General features: G+C 69.1%; 10 protein-coding genes. 5 read left to right on the top strand and 5 right to left on the bottom strand.

Annotated features, from left to right (window positions below; genetic code table 11):
* On the bottom strand, positions 1–1,262 hold a 1,262-nt coding region (locus D7X99_RS13205), incomplete at its 3' end, for a serine/threonine-protein kinase (protein ID WP_147476145.1).
* A 290-nt stretch (positions 1,263–1,552) separates the two neighbouring features.
* Here D7X99_RS13205 and D7X99_RS13210 point away from each other — a divergent pair.
* Both D7X99_RS13210 and D7X99_RS13215 read left to right on the top strand, forming a co-directional pair.
* Positions 1,553–2,422, top strand: coding sequence for a cobalamin-binding protein (locus D7X99_RS13210; protein WP_121778117.1), 870 nt, complete (start codon positions 1,553–1,555; stop codon positions 2,420–2,422).
* Between the two features lie 42 nt (positions 2,423–2,464).
* Positions 2,465–4,399, top strand: coding sequence for a BamA/TamA family outer membrane protein (locus tag D7X99_RS13215; RefSeq protein WP_121778118.1), 1,935 nt, complete (start codon positions 2,465–2,467; stop codon positions 4,397–4,399).
* A gap of 16 nt (positions 4,400–4,415) precedes the next feature.
* Here D7X99_RS13215 and D7X99_RS13220 read toward each other — a convergent pair whose 3' ends face one another.
* The gene (locus D7X99_RS13220; protein ID WP_121778119.1) at positions 4,416–5,195 is read right to left on the bottom strand and encodes a UPF0489 family protein; all 780 of its coding nucleotides are present in this window, start codon (positions 5,193–5,195) and stop codon (positions 4,416–4,418) included.
* Between the two features lie 116 nt (positions 5,196–5,311).
* Between D7X99_RS13220 and D7X99_RS13225 the strand changes: the two genes are divergently transcribed.
* Positions 5,312–7,537, top strand: coding sequence for a S9 family peptidase (locus D7X99_RS13225; RefSeq protein ID WP_121778120.1), 2,226 nt, complete (start codon positions 5,312–5,314; stop codon positions 7,535–7,537).
* A gap of 103 nt (positions 7,538–7,640) precedes the next feature.
* Here the strand turns inward: D7X99_RS13225 and D7X99_RS13230 are convergent, their stop codons facing one another.
* The 3 genes from D7X99_RS13230 to D7X99_RS13240 all read right to left on the bottom strand — a co-directional run bounded on the left by D7X99_RS13230 (position 7,641) and on the right by D7X99_RS13240 (position 12,076).
* Entirely contained in the window at positions 7,641–7,844 is a 204-nt protein-coding gene (locus D7X99_RS13230) for a cold-shock protein (RefSeq protein ID WP_014397260.1), read from the bottom strand.
* 163 nt (positions 7,845–8,007) lie between these two features.
* Positions 8,008–9,198: a 2-oxoglutarate dehydrogenase complex dihydrolipoyllysine-residue succinyltransferase gene (gene odhB / locus D7X99_RS13235; protein ID WP_121778121.1), complete on the bottom strand. Its 1,191-nt coding sequence runs from the start codon at positions 9,196–9,198 to the stop codon at positions 8,008–8,010.
* A complete protein-coding gene (locus tag D7X99_RS13240) occupies positions 9,188–12,076 on the bottom strand; it encodes a 2-oxoglutarate dehydrogenase E1 component (RefSeq protein WP_121778122.1) in 2,889 nt (962 codons plus the stop codon). Before D7X99_RS13240 ends, odhB begins: the two co-directional genes overlap by 11 nt.
* A gap of 311 nt (positions 12,077–12,387) precedes the next feature.
* Between D7X99_RS13240 and fabI the strand changes: the two genes are divergently transcribed.
* The gene (fabI, locus tag D7X99_RS13245) at positions 12,388–13,221 is read left to right on the top strand and encodes an enoyl-ACP reductase FabI (RefSeq protein WP_121778123.1); all 834 of its coding nucleotides are present in this window, start codon (positions 12,388–12,390) and stop codon (positions 13,219–13,221) included.
* A 161-nt stretch (positions 13,222–13,382) separates the two neighbouring features.
* Positions 13,383–13,760, top strand: a complete 378-nt coding sequence (locus D7X99_RS13250) for a response regulator (RefSeq protein ID WP_120577109.1) — start codon at positions 13,383–13,385, stop codon at positions 13,758–13,760.
* Positions 13,761–13,764 lie beyond the last annotated feature (4 nt).

The raw sequence follows: 13,764 nt of genomic DNA on the forward strand, positions 1-13,764 counted from the left end.
GGGGGCGGCTGAGCGACGGGCGTGCGCGCCACGGGGGCGGACACGACCGGATCCACCGGGGGCTGCTGGGAGCCGCGCAGCACGACAACGCCCGCCACGCCCAACCCCACGAACAGGGACGCGCCGAAGAGGGCGATGCCCAGGCCCTTCCTGGACTTCTTCTCCGTCAGGCCACCGGCCTCGTCCACGGAGATGTCCAGCGCCATGGTGTTGGGCGCGGGCGTGGGGCCGGAGCCCAGCGCCTGGTGGGGGCCGGTGTGGATGCCGCTGTGCGGACCGCTGTGGGGGCCGGATCCCACAGCGTTGAGTCCGGTGCGCGTGGCGAAGACGCCGCTGACGCCGGACGCGGACGCGGCGGAGCGCATGCCCTGGAGCACGGCGTCCATGGACGCGTAGCGGTCCACGGGGCGCTTGGCCAGGCACTTCATCACCAGCGACTCCACCTCCGCGGGCACGTTGTGGTCCGGCCACACGGTGTAGAAGGGAGGCGGCGGGTCGTTGATGTGCTTGACGATGACGTCGATGCTCTGCGCCGCCTGGAAGGGCGGCCGGCCCATCAGCACCTGGTAGAGCACCACGCCCAGGCTGTACACGTCGCTGCGCGGATCCGCGATGTTGCGCGCCTGCTCCGGCGCCATGTACTGCGGCGAGCCCAGGATGACGCCCGCCTGCGTGAGGGTGGTGTCCTCCTTCATGGAGGCGTCCCCCGAGAAGGACTTCACCAGGCCGAAGTCCAGGACCTTCACCACGTCGTGGTCGGCCTCCTGGTTGAGGACCATCACGTTGGCGGGCTTGAGGTCGCGGTGGATGAGACCGACCTTGTGCGCCTCGCGCAGCGAGCGGGCCACCTGCTGCCCGATGGCGAGCGCGCGCTCCCACGGCAGCGGCCCTTCCTGGGTGAGCAGTTGCGACAGCGTCAGCCCCTCCAGGTACTCCATGGCGATGTAGTAGATGCCGTCTTCCGTCTTGCCGTAGTCGATGACGGTGACGGTGTTCGGATGGCGCAGCTTCGCGGTGACGCTGGCCTCCAGGAAGAAGCGCTTCTGGAAGCCGGGGTCCTTGCCCTCGCCGCTGTACTGCGGGTTGAGGACCTTGAGCGCCACCAGGCGGTCCAACGGGGCCTGCATGGCCTTGTAGACGCGGCCCATGCCTCCGGCGCCAAGCGTCTCCAGGATGCGGAAGCGCTCGTTGAGGATCCGCCCGAGCAGGGGATCCGGCACGTCGGCGGGCGCGCCCTGGCGGCGGGCGTCGCTTTCGATCATGTGTTCCCCCAAGGTGAAGAGAAGGACCGCATACGTCGTTTCAGACCCGGCGGATGCTAGCACCGCCTTTGAAAACCGCCCAAGAGACGTGCCGCTATCATCGCCGCGCCCCGGCGCCGAGTTTCCGGCCCGCGCGGCGCGCTCGCACTCCCGCACCTCCCGTGCGCATCGCGTCCCCCGGTGCGGGTTGGAAAACGAGGAAATCAGCGTCCGTTGCCGCACAGTTCGTGGCGGCTGGTGCGTCGCGTCATCCCCGGTGACAGGGACTCGGGCGGGTTAGGGTTTCCCGCATGAATGCCAGGCTGTCCTCGCTGTTGTCGTCGGCGCCGCGGTATCCGCGGCGGGTGGTGTGCATGACGGAGGAGACGACGGAGGTGCTCTACCGCATTGGCGCGGGGGACCTGGTCGTCGGCGTGTCGGGGTTCACGGTGCGGCCTCCGGAGGCGCGCAAGAAGCCGAAGGTCAGCTCGTTCCTGGACGCGAACTTCGAGCGGATATTGGAGCTGAAGCCGGACCTGGTGCTGGGGTTCAGCGACCTGCAGGCGGACATCGGCCGGGAGCTGTGCAAGCGCGGGGTGCCCGTCTACCTGTTCAACCAGCGCTCGCTCGCGGAGATATTGCAGGCGGTGCGGCTCACCGGTGCGCTGGTGGGACGGGCGGAACCCGCGGAGGCGCTGGCGGTGGAGCTGGAGAAGAACCTGGAGCGTCACTCGGACGCGGCGCAGTCGCTGCCGAAGCGGCCGCGCATCTTCTTCGAGGAGTGGCACGAGCCGCTCATCTCCGGCATCCGCTGGTGTTCGGAGCTGGTGGAGGTGGTGGGTGGGGTGGACGTCTGCCAGGAGTCGCGCGCGTCGCAGGGGGCGAAGGGCCGCATCTTCGACCCGGAGGAGGTGGCGAAGCGCGACCCGGAGGGCGTCATCGCCAGCTGGTGCGGACGCAAGGCGAAGCGGGAGAAGATTGCCTCCCGGCCGGGTTGGGCCAGCGTGCGGGCGGTGGTGGACGACCAGCTCTACGAAGTGAGGAGCTCGTACATCCTCCAGCCGGGGCCTGCGGCGCTGTCGGACGGGGTGGATCAGCTGGCCCGCATCGTGGCGGCCATCGCGAAGGGGGAGAAGCTGCCCATGGCCCGGCCGGGAGACCTGCGCACCGCGCTGGGGTGAGTGGAGGCTGGCGGCAGGCGCGGCGCATGACAGGATGCGCGCGTGCCGCTCTCACTGCCCGTCCTGCTGGTCACCGTGCTCGTCGCGACGGGCACGTCGTCGGGGCAGACTCCTCCGAAGGAGGTTTCCGGCAAGCCCCAGGACGTCGTGCCGCCAGATGCGCCGGTGCGCTCGCCGGACGTCGATCCGTCGGGCGTGTCGAACACGGACGTCGCGCCGCCTCCCCGCTCGGAAGAGGTGCCGGTGGGGCCGGCGGGCCCGCAGCCGCCCGTGGTCACCACGGACGCGGAGCGCACGAAGAACTACGAGGAGGCGCTCATCGCCTGGGGCCTGGGCGAGGTCGAGCGCCAGGTGGAGCCCGCGCCCCAGGGCAAGGTGCTGGAGGAGGTGCTCGTCACGGCGGAAGAGGTGGTCGCGCCGATGGATCCGTATCCATCGCTGCTCAACATCTTCCACGTCCGCACCCGCGATGAAGTCGTCCGCCAGGAGGTGCTGATTACGCCAGGGCAGCCGTACTCGGAGGCGCTCGTCGCGGAGTCGGTGCGCAACCTGCGCAAGCTGGGCCTGTTCTCCGTGGTGCGCGCGGTGCCGGTGAAGGGGAGTGCTCCGGACAAGGTCGCGCTGCTGCTGGTGACCAAGGACCTGTGGTCGCTGCGGCTCAACAACGAGTTCTCCGCAGTGGGCTCGCTGCTGCTCTACCTGCGCTTGCAGGGCACGGAGCAGAACTTCCTGGGGCGCGGCAAGAAGGTGGCGCTGGACTTCATCATGCGCCTGGACACGTTCAGCTTCGGCCAGAGCTACACGGACCGGCGTGTGCTCGGCAGCCGCTGGTCGCTGACGGAGTCCGCCGCGGTGCTCATCAACCGCGACACGGGGCGCGCGGAGGGTTCGCGCGGGAGCCTGGTCGTCAGCCGGCCGCTGTATTCGCTGGCCACGCCGTGGAGCCTGAGCACGTCCGTGGCGTGGAACATGGAGACCGCGCGGCAGTTCCGGGGCGCGGACATCTGGCAGCTCCCGTTCCCGGACGGCGAACCCGTGCCGTACATCTACAACGCGCGCGAGGTGGCCGCGGGCGCCACGTACACGCGCTCCTACGGCCAGCGCTACAAGTGGAACGTGGGCATGGGCGCGGGGGCCTACCACTACGCCTACGCCGCGCCGGTGGCGTCGCAGCTCACCGACGCGCAGACGGACTGGTTCCGCCGCAACTACCTGCCGCGCGCGGAGGACGCGGGGTACGCGAACTTCTCCCTCAGCGCCTTCGAGGCCCGCTACGACGTGCTTCGCAACGTGGACTCGTACGCGTTGTCGGAGGACTTCCAGCTGGGGCACTCGGTGCTGGCCACGCTGCGCTACGCGCCGCCGGTGTTCCCGTCCGCCGCGCACTTCGCGGAAGGGGGCCTGTCCCTGCGCTACCGCGTGCACTGGGGTGACGCGCTCACCACCGCGTCCGCGGCCGCGTCCATCCGGCAGCAATTCAGCGCCAATCAGCCGGGCGTGAAGGAGGGCTGGACGAACCGCCGCTGGGCCGCGGAGCTGGTGCAGGTGTCGCCGCGCGTGCTCGGGGGGCGCTTCGTGGCGCGAGGCCTGCTGGACGTGAACATCGACGACCTGTCCGACCGCGTGAGCCTGCTGGGCGGCAGCAACGGCCTGCGCGGCGCGGCGGTGGATGCGTACTCCGGCAGGCGGCTTTTGCTGGTGAACCTGGAGTACCGCACCGCGCCGCTCGTCGTGCGCACGGTGCACGTGGGCGGCGTGTTCTTCCTCGACTCGGGCAGTGCGTTCAACGAGCGGCCGGAGATGGTGACCACCGTGGGCGTGGGCCTGCGGGTGCTGTTCCCCCAGTTCAACGTGTTCCCGTTCCGCATCGACTTCGGCTACGTGCTCACCGGAGACCGTCCCCCCGTGGGCAGCCGCCTGTCGCTCAGCAGCGGGCAGGTGACGGACTACCGGCCCAACTTCCTCGACTCGCCCTGAGCCGGCTCCGGACGCTTCAGGGAGGCTCGACGCGCAGCAGCTCGCGGAAGAGGACCTCCGCCGCGTCGCGGAACAGCTCTCCGGACGCGAGCAGCCCGCCGCAGTGGTGGGGCTCGCGCGCGAGCGTCAGCGCCACCGCCTTGCCCAGCACCGCGTCCCAGAAGGGCTCCGAGTCGAGCGGCAGGAGGAACTCACGGATGATGGCCTTCGGCCACGGCAGCACGGTGGTGGGGTCCGCGTCGCTCAGGCTGGTGAAGCAATCCAGGTCCACGTCCAGCAGCACGGCGGACGCGGCCTCCAGCACGTCGCGCACCGCGTCCGTGGGGCCGGGGCGCAGGTACGCCTCCGCCGCGCGGTCCACGGTCGTCACCGTCACGATGCGGTGCGAGCGGCCCCGCGTGTCCACGTAGGTGTCCCCGGCGAAGGAGCCCCGGGGCCGGGTGCGCGCGATGATCAACGCGTCGCCCACGAGGTTCGCCTCCATCGCCGCGAGGATGTGGTCGTAGTTGCGCACGTCCAGCTTCCACCGCGCGTGCTCGTCCAGCGCGCGCAGGCCGGCGGAGCGGTCCGGCATGTCCGCGGGGCGCTCTGGCACCACGATGTCCAGGTGCCGGTCCAGCGTGACGAGCAGGGCAGGGGGGCCCTCATCGCCCAGGGCACACGCCCACGCGGGCAGCGCGAGCCGATGCGGGTCGAACACATAGGCGTCCGTCGGACCGCGGCCTCCGCCCAGGCCCAGCCGCACCACCCCCGCGAGGCGCAGGTGGCGCAGGGCGTCGTCATCATTCGGGTTCATGGGGGTGGGAATCCTCTCCAGGGCCGGACGTTGGGGGGGCCGCGCGGCGGCCGGAGTGTAGGCTTGCCCGCACCTTCCCGCGAAAGGAGCCCCGCCTCGCGGGGATTCAACTACGCATGCGTCAGGTCCTTACCGCCGCCGCGCTGCTCCTCATGAGCAGCGCACCCTCCATCGCCCAGGAGCGCAAACCCTCCGCCATGGCCCCTTCGCAAAAGCAGCCGGACACCTTCCTGCGCCAGTACGCCGAAACGCGCCGCTTCCAGAGCGGCCGCCCGGTGGGCACGCGCATCACCCCGGACGAGAAGTCCGTCCTCTTCCTGCGCACGTCCCCCACGTCCAACGTGCAGATGCTCTACGCGTTCGACGTGGCCGGCGGCCAGGCGCGTGAGCTGCTCACGCCGGAGGCCCTGCTCAAGGGCTCCGAGGAGACGCTGTCCCCCGAGGAGAAGGCCCGCCGCGAGCGCATGCGCGTCAGCGCCCGGGGCTTCACCTCCTACAGCCTCTCCGAGGACGGCACCCAGCTGCTGGTGCCCCTCTCCGGCCGGCTCTACGTGGTGGACCGCGCGACGGGGAAGTCCACGGAGCTGAAGACGGGCCCCGGCGTCATCGACCCGCGCCTTTCTCCGGACGGCAAGCAGGTGGCGTACGTGCGCGAGCACGACGTGTACCGGGTGGACATCGCGGCCAATCAGGAGAAGCGCGTCACGCAGGGCGGCACCTCTCAGAAGACGCACGGCCTGGCGGAGTTCGTGGCGCAGGAGGAGATGAGCCGCTTCTCCGGCTACTGGTGGAGCCCGGACGCGAAGTCGATTGCCTACACGGAGTCCGACACGGCCGACGTGGAGAAGCTCACCATCGTGGACGTGATGCACCCGGAGAAGGGCGGGGAGATCTTCCCCTACCCGCGTCCCGGCAAGGCCAACGCGAAGGTGCGCCTGGGCGTCACCCCTGTCTCCGGCGGCAAGACGGTGTGGGCGCAGTGGGATGCGCAGAAGTACCCGTACCTGGCCACGGTGAAGTGGGACAAGGGCGGGCCGCTCACGCTGGTCGTGCAGAACCGCCTCCAGACGGAGGAGCAGGTGCTGGCGGTGGACCCCGCCACGGGCAAGACGCGCGTCCTCTTCACGGAGAAGGACAACGCGTGGGTGGAGCTGGCCCAGGACTTCCCGCTGTGGCTGGAGGATGGCTCCGGCTTCCTCTGGTACACCGAGCGCAACGGCGGCCCGGAGGTGGAGCTGCGCAAGGCGAGCGGTGAGCTGGACCGCTCCGTGGTGAAGCCGGACGCGGGCTTCCGCAACCTGTCCCGCTTCGTCCAGGCGGACAAGACGCTCTTCTTCACCGGCGGCCCCAACCCCACCGAAAGCCACCTGTGGCGCGTGAAGTCCGGCGGCGCCCCGGAGCAGGTGGCCACCGGCACCACCGGCCCGGCCGTGGAGAACGGGCTCGTCTCCAAGAACGGCGGCCTGGTCGTCCTCAACACTCAAGGGCCCAAGGCCATGCCGCGCACCGTGGTGCTCAAGGGCGACGGCACGAAGCTGGGCGAGCTGCCGGAGGTGGCGCAGGAGCCGTCCTTCACGCCGAACTTCGAAATCCGCCAGGTGGGCCCGAAGAAGTTCTGGACCTCGCTGGTGAAGCCGCGCGACTTCAAGCCCGGCCAGAAGCTGCCCGTCATCGTGGAGGTCTACGCGGGGCCCACCGTCACCGTGGTGCACCAGTCCATGGCCGCGCACCTGCTCAGCCAGTGGTTCGCGGACCACGGCTTCCTGGTGGTGAAGGTGGACGGCCGCGGCACGCCGCTGCGCACCTCCGAGTGGAACCGCGCGGTGAAGAACGACTTCGCCACCATCACCCTGGATGATCAGATTGAGGCGGTGCAGGCGCTGGCGAAGGAAGTGCCGGAGATGGACCTGAGCCGCGTGGGCATCACCGGCTGGAGCTTCGGTGGCTACATGGCCGCGCTGGCCGCGCTGAAGCGCCCGGACTTCTTCAAGGCCGCGGTGTCCGGCGCCCCGGTGGTGGACTGGCGCGACTACGACACGCACTACACCGAGCGCTACCTGGGCCTGCCGGAACAGACGCCCCAGGCCTATGAGGTCAGCAGCCTGCTGACGTACGCGAAGAAGGACAGCCCCATTGGCGCGCTGCTGCTCATCCACGGCACCGCGGATGACAACGTGTACTTCTTCCACACGCTGAAGCTGTCGGACGCGCTCTTCCGCGCGGGCAAGCCGCACCAACTGCTGCCCCTGTCCGGCCTCACGCACATGGTCCCGGATCCGCTCATCACCGAGCGCCAGTACGAGCGCGTCATCTCCCACTTCGAGCAGAACCTGAAGAAGTAGGCCGCGCGGCTCAAGGCCTGAAAAGGCAGAGGCCCGGTTCCCTCAAGGGACCGGGCCTCTGTTGCTTCAACCAGTCCGTGAGGAATGGCTGAGACGCGTCACTTCACGCCGCGCGGACGTTCTGCGCCTGCAGGCCCTTCGGGCCCTTGGTGACTTCGAACTCCACCTTCTGGCCCTCGGCCAGGGTGCGGAACCCATCCATGTTGATGGCGGTGTGGTGGCAGAACACGTCCTCGCCCCCGCCGTCCTGGGTGATGAAGCCGAAGCCCTTCGCGTCGTTGAACCACTTCACGGTACCAGTTGCCATTGCGCTTCCTTGCTTTTGCAGGGCAGCCGTGGGGAAGGCCGCCCGTTCTGCCCGACGACCGGGAGACAGAGCTATTTGTAGTGAAAGGGCCGACTGGAAGTCCAGCCGGCCCTCCGGGATTGCCCGACTTGAGCCCCCGCGGCGTCATGTGCGGGGGAGTAAGTCAGATGTCGAGCAGCAGGCGCTCGGGGTCCTCGATGCACTCCTTCACGCGCACCAGGAACTGCACCGCTTCCCGGCCGTCCACCAGGCGGTGGTCGTACGTGAGGGCGATGTACATGATGGGCCGGATGACCACCTGGCCGTCGCGGGCCACGGGGCGCTCCACGATGTTGTGCATGCCCAGGATGCCCGTCTGCGGCGGGTTCAGGATGGGCGTGGACAGCATGGAGCCGAAGATGCCGCCGTTGGTGATGGTGAAGGTGCCGCCCGTGAGGTCGGCCATCGTGAGCTTGTCGTTGCGCGCACGGCCACCGTAGTCACCGACCGTCTTCTCCAGGTCCGCGAGCGACAGCTTGTCCGCGTCACGCACCACCGGCACCACCAGGCCACGGCTGCCGCTCACGGCCACGCCGATGTCGTAGTAGTGCTTGAAGATGACGTCCTCGCCGTCGATCTCCGCGTTGATTTGCGGGAACGCCTTGAGGGCCTCCACGGACGCGCGGATGAAGAAGCTCATGAACCCGAGCTTCACCCCGTGCTTCGCCTGGAACTTGTCGTTGTACTTCTTGCGGAGCGCCATCACCTCGCCCATGTCCACCTCGTTGAAGGTGGTGAGCAGGGCGGCGTTGGACTGCGCCTGGAGCAGGCGCTCAGCGACGCGCTTGCGCAGCGGCGTCATGCGCACGCGCTCCTCGCGCGCGGCGTTGGGGCGGGGACCGGACGGCGCGGCGGGCGCCGGGGGCGCGGACGGGCGGTTCAGCTGACCCTGCACGTCCTCCTTCATGATGCGGCCACCGGTGCCGGAGCCCTTCAGCTGGCCCACGTCCACCCGGTTCTCCTCCGCCATCTTCTTGGCGGTGGGGGTGATGCGCGTGTCGCTGCCGGCTGGCGCAGCGGCCACCGGCGCCGCGGCCTGGGCGGGCGCGGGCGTGGCGGGAGAAGCGGCGGCGCCGGCACCGGCCTCGATGGTGCCCAGCACGTCGCCCACGCGGACCTTGTCGCCCTCCTTGAAGGCGATGGACGCGACGCTGCCCGCGGCGGGCGCCGGCACGTCGATGGTGACCTTGTCGGTCTCCAGCACGACGAGCGGCTCGTCCGCGGTGACGGACTCACCCTGCTTCTTGTTCCACTTGCCGACGACGGCCTCGGTGATGGATTCGCCGAGCGGAGGGACTTTCAGTTCAACGGCCATTCTGGGGTCCTCGGAGGATGGCTTCTTCGATGATGAGCTGCTGCTCGTAGTCGTGCGTCTTCGTGAAACCGGTGGCGGGGCTGGCTGCCTCGGCGCGCCCGATGTAGCCCAGCTTCACCGTCTGCTGCTGCGAACGGCCGGAGAGGAGGTCGTGCAGGCGCGGGAACATGAAGTGCCAGCCACCCGCGTTGCGCGGCTCCTCCTGCACCCAGTACAGCTCCTGGAGCGCCGGCAGCTTCGCCACCAGGTTCGAAAGCTCGTCCTGCGGGAACGGGTAGAGCTGCTCCACGCGCACGATGGCGATGGAGTCGTCCTTGCGCTCGTCCCGGGCCTTGGCCAGGTCGTAGTAGACCTTGCCGCTGCACAGCAGCAGCCGCTTCACCTTCGCGGCGTCCGCCTTCGCGTCCAGAATCACTTCCTGGAACGCGCCCGTGGCCAGGTCGTCCATGCGGCTGGTGGCCTCCGGACGGCGCAGCAGGCTCTTGGGCGACATGATGACCAGCGGCTTGCGCACCGGGCGCAGCACCTGGCGGCGCAGCAGGTGGAAGATCTGCGCGGGCGTGGTGGGGTAGCAGACCTGGAGGTTGTCCTCCGCGCACAGGTCCAGGAATCGCTCCAGACGCGCGCTGGAGTGCTCCGGGCCCTGGCCTTCGTAGCCGTGCGGCAAGAGCAGCGTGATGCCGGAGAGCCGGCGCCACTTGCTCTCCGCCGCGGCGATGAACTGGTCGATGATGATCTGCGCGCCGTTGGCGAAGTCACCGAACTGGGCCTCCCACAGGGTGAGGCCGTCCGGCACGTCCAGGCTGTAGCCGTAGTCGAAGCCCAGCACGCCCATCTCCGACAGCGGGCTGTTCCAGACGTTGAAGGTCGCCTTGCCGGTGGCGAACTGGCGCAGGGGCGTGAACTCCTCGCCCGTCTGCGTGTCGTGCAGCACCGCGTGGCGGTGGCTGAAGGTGCCGCGCTCGCTGTCCTGGCCGGACAGGCGGATGCTGTAGCCCTCCGCCAGGATGGTCGCGTACGCCAGCGACTCGCCCTCGCTCCACTGGAGCTCCTCGCTCTCCAGCATGCCCTGGCGCTTCTTGAGCACCGTGCGCTCCACGTCGCGGTGCACGTTGAAGCCCTCCGGCGCGCTGGCCAGCTTCTGGAGCGCGTCACGCAGGGTGGGCCTGGCCACCGCCGTGGACACCTGGGGCGCGTTCTTCAAGAGGCCGCCCTTGTAGGTCTTCCACAGGCCCTCCAGCGCGTTGGGCTCCTTGAACTGGCTCTCCTGGCGGGCGCGGGTGAGCGCCGCGTCGAAGTCCTGGAAGCAGCGCTGCTTGAGCGCGTCCGACTCCTCCGTGGTGATGCGGCCCGCTTCCGCCAGCGTCTTCGCGTACAGCGCGCGCACCGGCGGGTGCTTGCGGATGAGGTCGTACATCGCCGGCTGGGTGAAGGACGGGTCGTCGCCCTCGTTGTGGCCGTAGCGGCGGTAGCAGATGAGGTCGATGACCACGTCGCTCTTGAACGTCTGGCGGTACTCCGCCACGAGCCGCGCCGCGTGGACGCACGCCTCCGGGTCATCCCCGTTCACGTGGAACACCGGGATGTCCAGCATCTGCGCGATGGCGGTGGAGTAGATGCTGGTGCGCGAGTCCGACGGGTCGGTGGTGAAGCCCACCTGGTTGTTGATGACGACGTGGACCGTGCCGCCCGTGGTGTAGCCCTTGAGGCCGGAGAAGTTGAGCGTCTCCTGCGTGATGCCCTGGCCGATGAAGGCCGCGTCGCCGTGGATGAGCAGCGGCATCACGCCGGTGCGCTCGGTGTCCCCACCGCGGTCCTGCTTGGCGCGCACGCGGCCCTCCACCACGGGGCCCACGCACTCCAGGTGGCTGGGGTTGAAGGCCAGCGACAGGTGCACGTTCTTGCCGGCGCGCGTGGCGTGGTCCGACGAGAAACCCATGTGGTACTTCACGTCGCCGCGGCCCAGGTACGCCTTGGGGTCCTTGGGGCCGTCGAACTCGCTGAAGATCTGATCCGGCTTCTTGCCCAGGATGTTGGTCAGCACGTTGAGGCGGCCGCGGTGGGCCATGCCGATGACCAGCTCCTTCAGGCCCATGCCGCTGCCCACTTCCAGCAGCGCGTCCAGCATGGGGATGAGGGCCTCGCCGCCGTCCAGGCTGAAGCGCTTGGCGCCCACGTACTTCGTGTGCAGGAAGTGCTCGAAGCCCTCCGCGTACGACAGCTTGGTGAGGATGTGCCGCTGGTCCTCCACGGAGAACTGCGTGCGGTTCTCGCTGTGCTCCATGCGCTGCATGAGCCAGCGGCGACGCTCGCTGTCGAGCATCTGCATGAACTCCACGCCGATGGAGCCGGAGTACGTGCGGCGCAGGCGCGTGACGAGCTCCGCCAGGCGCACGCGCTGCTGCGGGAAGACGTTGTTGCACTCCACCGCCTGCTCCAGCTCCTTGGGGGCGAAGTGGTTCTCATCCATCAGCGCCACGTCCGCCACGTGGCCCAGCTGCGGGCGCGGGCGCTCCAGCGGATCCAGGTGCGCGCGCAGGTGGCCGCGCAGGCGGAAGGCGGTGATGGCCTGATCCACCTTCGACTGCAGCCCGATGTCCTGCGCCGGAGCGGCCGGGGCCTGCGGCGCGGCGGCGGCCTGCACGGCGGCGCCGTTCGCCTTGCCCTTGGCCTTGCCCTCCTTGCCCTCCGGTGCGGCGGGTGTCGGAGCCTCCAGCAGCTTCGCGTTGAAGATGGGGCGGCCCGTGCCGTTGTTGCGCTCGAACACCTCGCGCCAGCTTGCGTCCACGCTGCCGGGGTCATCGAGGAAGCGGGCATAGAGCCCCTCGATGAAGTCGATGTTGGCACCAGAGAGGAAGCTGTCCTGGAAATTCGCCATGGCGTGGGGTCTTTTACTGGATGGGCGTCGCGTTGGGGGGTTTTCGCCCAGGTTTGTTGAACCGCGTCATGCCCGGCTGATTGTCTTCACTCAAGGGAGCAGAAGGAATCATGCCCCGCGTGAGCGCAGCTTCACCGAGCACCGGATTCCCCTGGCTGGGAGGAGCTCAAAGGAGACGCCAGGGCCCCTGGCATGCTGAACAGACGTACATCCGAGGCAAACGGGACACGGGGTCCGGGGGCCCCTACGGCGGTTCAGGAGTGGTAAGCACTCGCCCCCTCTTCCACTCACTTTTCCGAGAACGTACCGACATGCTCCTTCAGGGCAAGAAGCTGCTCATCACCGGCGTGCTCACCCCGCAGTCGCTGGCCTTTGGCGTCGCGGAGCATGCGATCGCGCAGGGCGCGGAGGTCATCCTCACCGGCTTTGGCCGGGCCAGGTCCCTCACCGAGCGCAGCGCGAAGCGGCTCAAGCCCGGCACGGAGGTGCTGGAGCTGGACGTGACGAACCCGGCGCACTTTCCGGCGCTGACAGAGGCGCTGCGACAGAAATGGGGCCGCGTGGACGGCGTGCTGCACGCCATCGCGTACGCGCCCGAGGACGCGCTGGGCGGCAACTTCCTCAACACGCCTTGGGAGAGCGCGCAGACCGCGTTCCACATCTCCACCTTCTCCGTGAAGGAGCTGGCGGTGGCGTGCGTGCCGCTGATGACGCAGGGCGGCTCCATCGTGGCGCTGGACTTCGACAACCGGCAGGCGTGGCCCATCTATGACTGGATGGGTGTGTGCAAGGCGGCCATGGAGGCCACGGTGCGCTACCTGGCGCGCGACCTGGGGCCCAAGGGCATCCGCGTGAACGCGCTCGCCGCGGGGCCGCTCGCCACCATCGCGGCCAAGGGCATCCCGGGCTTCAAGGCGCTGGCGCAGTACTGGGGCAAGCAGGCGCCGCTGGGCTGGAGCGACAAGGACAGCCACGACCACGTGGCCAAGACGGCCTGTGCACTTTTGTCCGATTGGCTCTCCTCCACCACCGGCGAGATGATTCACGTCGACGGCGGCTACCACGCGGTGGGCGCACCCCCAGTGGATACGGTGGAGGCTCCTGCCGCAGGGGTCCCCGCGACCCCCACGCCGAAGGAAGGCTGAAGCCAACCCACCTTGCTGGAAAATCCAGACAAACGCCTGCCAGGCTTCCCGGCGGACGGGAGCCCCCCGCTTCCGCCCGTCGGAGCGCTCACGGTAGGATCACCCATGCAGCGCAGGCGCATCCCGCACTCCGCGGAGCCTGCGCGAGGAGCCGTGGCACAGTGAGCACCAACGTCTTGCTGGTGGACGACAGTCCGACCGTCCGCAACATCCTCAAGATCTACCTGATGAACCTCAAGGTCAGCATCGTGGAGGCGGAGGACGCGCAGCGCGCGTTGCAGCTCTTGCGGTTGGTGCCGGTGAGTGTGGTGATCGCCGACATCAACATGCCGAACATGGATGGCATCACCTTCGTGAAGGAGGTTCGCGCCAGCGCGCAGCCGCAGGTGCAGAAGGTGCCGGTCATCCTCTTGACGGCGGAGAAGGGAGAGGACCTGCGCCAGCGCGGTTCGGCGGCGGGGGCCAACGCCTTCATCCAGAAACCGGTGTCGCATGATGAGCTGACCAAGACGGTGCGTCAGTTCCTGAGCGGGGGCTGAACCC

This window comes from Corallococcus sp. AB032C, assembly GCF_003668935.1.
GTDB lineage: Bacteria > Myxococcota > Myxococcia > Myxococcales > Myxococcaceae > Corallococcus > Corallococcus exiguus.

What these genes read in the sequence shown, in the direction of transcription:
- D7X99_RS13230 (WP_014397260.1), bottom strand. Translation starts at nt 7,844, where the DNA reads ATGGCAACTGGTACCGTGAAGTGGTTCAACGACGCGAAGGGCTTCGGC.
- fabI (WP_121778123.1), top strand. Translation starts at nt 12,388, where the DNA reads ATGCTCCTTCAGGGCAAGAAGCTGCTCATCACCGGCGTGCTCACCCCG.
- D7X99_RS13225 (WP_121778120.1), top strand. Translation starts at nt 5,312, where the DNA reads ATGCGTCAGGTCCTTACCGCCGCCGCGCTGCTCCTCATGAGCAGCGCA.
- odhB (WP_121778121.1), bottom strand. Translation starts at nt 9,198, where the DNA reads ATGGCCGTTGAACTGAAAGTCCCTCCGCTCGGCGAATCCATCACCGAG.
- D7X99_RS13240 (WP_121778122.1), bottom strand. Translation starts at nt 12,076, where the DNA reads ATGGCGAATTTCCAGGACAGCTTCCTCTCTGGTGCCAACATCGACTTC.
- D7X99_RS13210 (WP_121778117.1), top strand. Translation starts at nt 1,553, where the DNA reads ATGAATGCCAGGCTGTCCTCGCTGTTGTCGTCGGCGCCGCGGTATCCG.
- D7X99_RS13220 (WP_121778119.1), bottom strand. Translation starts at nt 5,195, where the DNA reads ATGAACCCGAATGATGACGACGCCCTGCGCCACCTGCGCCTCGCGGGG.